At 62.4% G+C, this 6,443-nt stretch carries 5 protein-coding genes; 1 reads left to right on the top strand and 4 read right to left on the bottom strand.

Going from position 1 to position 6,443, the window contains the following annotated elements; translation table 11 throughout:
- From BM252_RS29575 to BM252_RS29570, 4 genes are all read right to left on the bottom strand, one after another.
- A partial coding sequence (locus tag BM252_RS29575) for a hemagglutinin repeat-containing protein (RefSeq protein ID WP_174900730.1) occupies positions 1-1,147 on the bottom strand: 1,147 nt, incomplete at its 3' end.
- A gap of 94 nt (positions 1,148-1,241) precedes the next feature.
- The gene (locus tag BM252_RS30730) at positions 1,242-1,682 is read right to left on the bottom strand and encodes a hypothetical protein (RefSeq protein ID WP_139236824.1); all 441 of its coding nucleotides are present in this window, start codon (positions 1,680-1,682) and stop codon (positions 1,242-1,244) included.
- A gap of 22 nt (positions 1,683-1,704) precedes the next feature.
- A complete protein-coding gene (locus BM252_RS30725; RefSeq protein ID WP_139236823.1) occupies positions 1,705-2,046 on the bottom strand; it encodes a hypothetical protein in 342 nt (113 codons plus the stop codon).
- A complete protein-coding gene (locus BM252_RS29570; RefSeq protein ID WP_217429992.1) occupies positions 2,043-6,218 on the bottom strand; it encodes a hemagglutinin repeat-containing protein in 4,176 nt (1,391 codons plus the stop codon). Before BM252_RS29570 ends, BM252_RS30725 begins: the two co-directional genes overlap by 4 nt.
- Between BM252_RS29570 and BM252_RS31520 the strand changes: the two genes are divergently transcribed.
- Positions 6,208-6,443, top strand: a 236-nt coding sequence (locus BM252_RS31520; protein ID WP_217429991.1) for a hypothetical protein, incomplete at its 3' end; no start/stop codon positions are given. The two genes, BM252_RS29570 and BM252_RS31520, sit on opposite strands and share 11 nt — an antisense overlap.

Raw genomic sequence — 6,443 nt, 5'->3', positions numbered from 1 at the left:
TCACGCTGCTGCCCACCACGTGGCTGCTGGCGCTGTAGTCGGCGCTGTCGCTGCTGCCCTTCTTGAACGTGCTCTTCCACTCGCGGTGGCTGGCCAGGTCCAGCAGGTGCTCCTCCTGCAGCTGGGTGATGGCGACGTCGCCCGTGGCGCGTAGCTCGACCTTGCCGCCGCCGGCCACGCCGCTGGCGACCAGGCTCAAGGCGCCGGTCTCCTTGGTGCCGGCCTTCAGGCTCAGGTCGCCGCCGGCCGAGACGGCGGCGCCGGCCACCGTCTCGTCATGCACGATCGCCTTGTCGTAGGTCTTGCTGCGCGCGTCGTTGCTGACGTCCAGCCGGCTCTCGTTCTTGACCGCCGCCACGCTCAGCGCGCGCCCGGCCTCGAGCACGCCCTTGCCGCCGGCGGCGGCCTGGGTGCCGCTCAGCGCCAGGTCGCGGCCGGCCTTCATGGTCAGGTCGCCGCTGCTGTTCAGCTGGCTGGCCTGGTGGTTGACGCCGCTGCTCGAGCCGGTGAAGCCGGAGGCCTTCCACTCGGAACTGCCGCCCGTCTGCACGGTGTTGAAGGCGATGTCGCGCCCGGCCGTGACGCTGGCGCCGGCGGCGCGGATGAGGCCGCCGGTGTCGGCCACGTCGCGCCCTGCGGCCAGCGTCAGCGCGCCCGTGGCGACGATGCTGGCCTGGTTCGACAGCGAGGTGAAGCTGCCGCTGATGACGCTGCCCGGCCGGCTGCCGCCGTATTCCTGCTTGATGCTCAGCGTCTGGTTGACGATGTCGCCGCCGGCCTTCAGCTCGAGCGCGTTACCGCGCACCGCGCCGCCCTGGTTGAGCAGGTCGCCGGCCGAGGTGAGCACGGTGCGGCCGTTGGCGCCGTCGATCAGGCCGCCACGGTTGACGATGCCGCCCTCGGTGGTCTCGATCTCGACGCCCTCCCCGGTGACCAGCGCGCCGCCCGCTTTGACGGCGCCGGCGCCGGCGTGGGCCAGGTGGACCTTGGGCACCAGCACGGTGTCGCTGCTGCCGTCGGGCAGCACGACGTTCCGGCTTTCCAGCCAGACGATGTCGCTGGTCAGGTGGGCGACCTGCTCGGCGCTGAGCGAAATTCCGGGCCGCAGGCCGTATTCCTTGGCATAGCTGATGCCGCTGTTGAGCAACTCCTTGTAGCGGCTGTCGTCGCTGGCGCCGTTGCGCGGCGAGGGTCAGGATCGCGCGAAACTTGACACCTAAGCCTTTTCTGCTTTCCCAAGGTCACGCTTCAATTTGATTTCCAATAATCGCAAAATTCAACCTAAGCTGAAACTCGCCAGGCACGTCGATATTGGTTGCTTGATAGCTATGTTCGACATCCAATCTCCATATGGTAGTGTTGGCCGTCCGAACACGCAAAGAGATCGGGAATTTCACAAATAACCGAGTCACCACGCCATTTTGCGTATTTTCATCGACCTTCATCGTCGTTTCAAAATTTGGTTTCGCCTTACAGTTCACGGATAAGAGTTGCGCATTCGCATTTTGCGAATATAGCTCAACCTCAATATCATTAATAACAAACTGGCGAAAGCCACTTCCTCGCCCCATCCATTCAAGCATATGAACACTGTCATCCGCAGCTTCAAATCCCGACAATTCAATCCTTTCTGGAATATGCAGGGACTTAACGAACTGCCGACCACTATTTGAACTTTCCATTCATTAACTTTATAAAAATTCACTAAATAACCCTTGGCACACCAGAAACTCTATCATCATGACATTCGCCACGAAGAATAAGATAAAAAGTCAACTCCAGCTGCTCTGCCATTTCAACAAGCGCGTCCGAATGACCTTTAATAAATGGCGCTTCCGTTCGCAACATCCTAGCCGCCGTATACAATTCATTAAGTATAGACTTGGAAACCAATTCCTTATCTTTAAGAAGCCTGGCCAACAATTTCGATTGGCATACAACATCCTGAGCGACCTTATAATCTACAATTTTCATTGTCTGGACTGCCAAAATAAAGCTTCCGACTTTCTCCTTAAAATCCTCTTGAACAAATTCTAAATCATTCATTTTTTTCCAGTGGCACTAATAATTGCGTTCTGTGGAATTTCTTGGAAAATAGTTACTTCCTGTGCCCATATCGAGCGAAAATATGGAATCCCAGTAACCCCATTTACTCGGGGAGCAGTCTGCCAAACCTCGGCTCGGAACGACCCAACCTTACTCAGATCAATAGCAACTATGCCATTTCCACTTTCATAACTCTTGGCAACATCAAGCAATCGACTCGTGGATATCCAAGGGCTGTTCGCTGCCGCACCACCTGTATTCGGGCCCGCGTTAGCAACATGTTCGGCCGCCGTCCACGTTCCACTTGGTGCTTTTGCCGCCAGACCAAGACCAGCCTCAATTGAGACGGCATCCTCAGGTGTTAGTGCACGGTAGACAATATTTGGTGCTGAACTATTTACCCTTGCCCAAACCGCATTCCGCGCCGCCGCCGTCGCACTTCCTAATTCCGTTAGCGTGCTGACGCCCCGTGCAGCAGCACCACCTACGCCGAGCACTGCAGTGACGATGTTGAAGTCCTTTTCAGACTTTCGAGCAACGGCATCATTGTAAGCCTTAGTTGCCGCATCCGGTATAGCATTGGCAATCGGATCACCATTTGTGCAGCTAACCGCCGGACAGGAGGCAACCAACGGGAAATAGACTGCGTTTTCTACTGTCACAGATACGCGCGTCGTCCCAGGAGGCGCAGGGGGCAACGAGCTACTGGTCAAGTACGTCTTTGCCGGTGTTAGCACATACGGACTATCCTTGCCACCAGTATTGGCAATGATAAAGGCCATCAATTCATTGCTCGGCGTGGTGGGTTTGTCTTCAATCAAGGTCCCCGGACCGTTTCCCCGCATGCTGCCGAAGTCTCCGTCCCTCAATTTATCAGCTGCAAGTCTCCCGCTAGACGGATCAACAAGTACTCCATTCACGTTAACAAACAGCTCACGGTTGCCTTCTTGAACGATGATGTTTCCTTTGCTGTCTTTCAAACCGGCAGCGCGCAAGGCGGTGAGTATTTCCTGTTCCTTCGCGAGCAGTTCCTTCTCCGTTAGTTTTTCTCCACCGATTTTCGCTAGCCGCTTCGCAACCAACTTGTCGTTCTGGCTCAGCATTCGATTATTGGTATCGGTCGTCAACGCCGTCAAAGCGCCCGCATTCCCACCAACCACTGCCCCCACCCCCAGCGATGTCAGCTCCGCCACCCCCTGCGCAAGCAAACCGGCCTGCTCGTGACTGAGCCCCTGCGCCTCCAACGCCGCCTGCGCACGCTCCTGAAGATCCATCATCAGATTGGCAGACGCCGCACTAGTCAATGCGCCAGCAGCCCCGCTTAATCCACCCGTCAAGGCACCAGCTGTCGCGTGCAAGGCCGTGCGGTACGCCCCACCTTCATCCCATCTCACGAGTTCGGCATTAAGTGAGGCGACTTTAGCCGGATCCGTTTCTTTCGCAATCTGCCCCTTGATATCGATGATTCGGTCGTCCGCGTACTTGGCGATCGCCTTCGGCGCCTGCGCGCTGAAGGCCTGGGTAATCGCCACTTGCGCCTGCATATCCTTTTGTAACTGCGCCGCGTCCCAAACCTTGCCGAGCTTGCCCGCCTTGTCGGCGGCATTTTCCGTCGTCACGTCGCTGGCGATGCTATTTAATACAGCCCCAGCATCCTTGCCAGTTCCCGCCTGCATGGTTTGATCCAAAATCGCAATCAGCCCGCCGCTAATACCACTGAGCGTCGTGCTGGCTTGGCTGCCGCTGGCGCCGCCGATCCCGCCGGTCGCGCCCGGCTTGCCGACGTTGGTCACGTCGTTGTCCTTGGGCTTGTTCGTCACGCTGCTGACCGAGGCGGACACGCCGAAGCCGCTGGCGCTGTAGTTGTCCTTGTTCTTCAGTTCGCTCGCCGTCAGGCTGCCGGTCATCAGGACGTTGCGCGCCGCGTCGACCGCCGCCGCGCTGCTGCTCATCAACCCGCCCTTCAAGTCCGTGTTGCCCTCGACGTTGACCTGGAAGCCGCCGTCGCCGGCCGTGATGCCGCTCTGCTCGAGCACGCTGAGGTAGTCACCCTTGACCTTGCTTTGGCTGTAGTTGACACTGCCACTCATGCCGTAGCAGGCCGGCGGAACGCAGACGCTAAGGCCGAGCCCGGCGCTGACCTGCTTGCTGTCGTAGGTGCTGCGGTCCTGCAGGCTCTCGATCTTCAGGTCGCCGCCAACATTGGCCACCACCGTCTTGCCGGCGACCACGCCGCCCTTCAGCGTGGTGTCGCCGCCGCTGCTCAGGACCACCAGGTTGCCGGCGTTGACATGGCTGTTGACGTGGCCCAGGTCGTCACCGTCGGCGTTGCCGCGCGCCTTGTTGACGGCGAAGTCCACCGTGAAGCCGTTCTGCTGGCCGCCAACGGCGAAACCAACGCCGATGCTGGCGCCGCTGGAGTTGTTGGTGCTGTGCTGGCTGGCCGTGCTTTCGGCTGCCAGCAGGCTCACCTTGTTGTCGGCGATCAATGTCACGTCCTTGCCGGCGTTGATGTCGCCGCCGACGGCGGTGATGTTGCTGTCGTTTCCGCCGCCGGTGGCCTTGATGCTGACGCTGCCGCCGGCGTCGATGGTCGAGCCCACCGCGACACGGGCGCTCTGCACGCTGTTGCTCTCGGCCTTGGAGTTGCCCAGGCTGACGCTGACCTTCAGTCCGGTCAGATTGCCGTTGGCGAGCTTGCCCGCGTCGGCCAGCGCCTCCGGCGACATGAGCGTATCGGCGATGTTCACCGCCGCCAGCGCCTGCATCCGCGTGTCCTTGGTGTTCTTGGCGGCGGAGACCATGCTGTTGACGCTTTGCACCGCCGAGATCAGCGGCGAGCTGACCGTGCCGCCGATCGCCGTCTTGGCGTAGGTCGTGTGGTCGCTGCTGTCGCTGGTGCTGAACCCGGCGTTGACCAGCACGTCCTTGGCCGTGATGGCGATGTCGCCCCCGGGCGCCTTGACCTGGCTGGCCGTCTGCGTGTAGCGCCCGCCCGCCGTCAGCTCGACGTCGCCGCCCAGGCTGGCGACCTGGCTGCCGACCTGGGTGCTGTTGGCGTGTTTGCCGTCGGTGGTGGTCTTGACGGTGCCGATGGCCGGCTGGAAGTTGCTGCCGATGGTGCCCGACTTCTTGCTGCTGGTGGCGTAGTCGCCCGTGTCGCGGTCGGCCGCGCTGACGATGCTCAGGTCGCCCTTGGCGTTGATGCTGACCTTTCCGTCGGCCACCACCGTGCTGGCCTTGACCAGCGTGTCGCGCCCGCTGGTGGCGGCGATGCTGCCGCCGCTGAGCACGCTGCCGATCTGCCGCACCGTGTCGCCGTTGCCGCGCTTGTCGTCCTGGCTCTTGCTGTAGCCGATGCCGGTCGACAGGTTGAGGCTGAAGCCGCTCTGCTTGACCTGCGAGCTGTGCCGCTCGCTGCCGCTCTGCTCGGCGCTGGCGATCAGCAGGTCGCGGCCGGCGTCGAGCGTCAGCGCTTCCGTCGCCGTCAGCTGGCTGGCGGTGACGGCGATGTCCCCGCCCGAGTGCACCGCCACGCCGGCGCCCGTCACGCTGCTGCCCACCACGTGGCTGCTGGCGCTGTAGTCGGCGCTGTCGCTGCTGCCCTTCTTGAACGTGCTCTTCCACTCGCGGTGGCTGGCCGTGTCAAGCAGGTGCTCCTCCTGCAGCTGGGTGATGGCGACGTCGCCCGTGGCGCGTAGCTCGACCTTGCCGCCGCCGGCCACGCCGCTGGCGACCAGGCTCAAGGCGCCGGTCTCCTTGGTGCCGGCCTTCAGGCTCAGGTCGCCGCCGGCCGAGACGGCGGCGCCGGCCACCGTCTCGTCATGCACGATCGCCTTGTCGTAGGTCTTGCTGCGCGCGTCGTTGCTGACGTCCAGCCGGCTCTCGTTCTTGACCGCCGCCACGCTCAGCGCGCGCCCGGCCTCGAGCACGCCCTTGCCGCCGGCGGCGGCCTGGGTGCCGCTCAGCGCCAGGTCGCGGCCGGCCTTCATGGTCAGGTCGCCGCTGCTGTTCAGCTGGCTGGCCTGGTGGTTGACGCCGCTGCTCGAGCCGGTGAAGCCGGAGGCCTTCCACTCGGAACTGCCGCCCGTCTGCACGGTGTTGAAGGCGATGTCGCGCCCGGCCGTGACGCTGGCGCCGGCGGCGCGGATGAGGCCGCCGGTGTCGGCCACGTCGCGCCCTGCGGCCAGCGTCAGCGCGCCCGTGGCGACGATGCTGGCCTGGTTCGACAGCGAGGTGAAGCTGCCGCTGATGACGCTGCCCGGCCGGCTGCCGCCGTATTCCTGCTTGATGCTCAGCGTCTGGTTGACGATGTCGCCGCCGGCCGTCAGCTCGAGCGCGTTACCGCGCACCGCGCCGCCCTGGTTGAGCAGGTCGCCGGCCGAGGTGAGCACGGT

This window comes from Rugamonas rubra, from assembly GCF_900114705.1.
In the GTDB taxonomy this organism is placed as follows: Bacteria; Pseudomonadota; Gammaproteobacteria; order Burkholderiales; family Burkholderiaceae_D; genus Rugamonas; species Rugamonas rubra.
The sequence above is the reverse complement of the archived record's forward strand: the minus strand, read 5'-3'. Positions and strand labels throughout refer to the sequence as shown.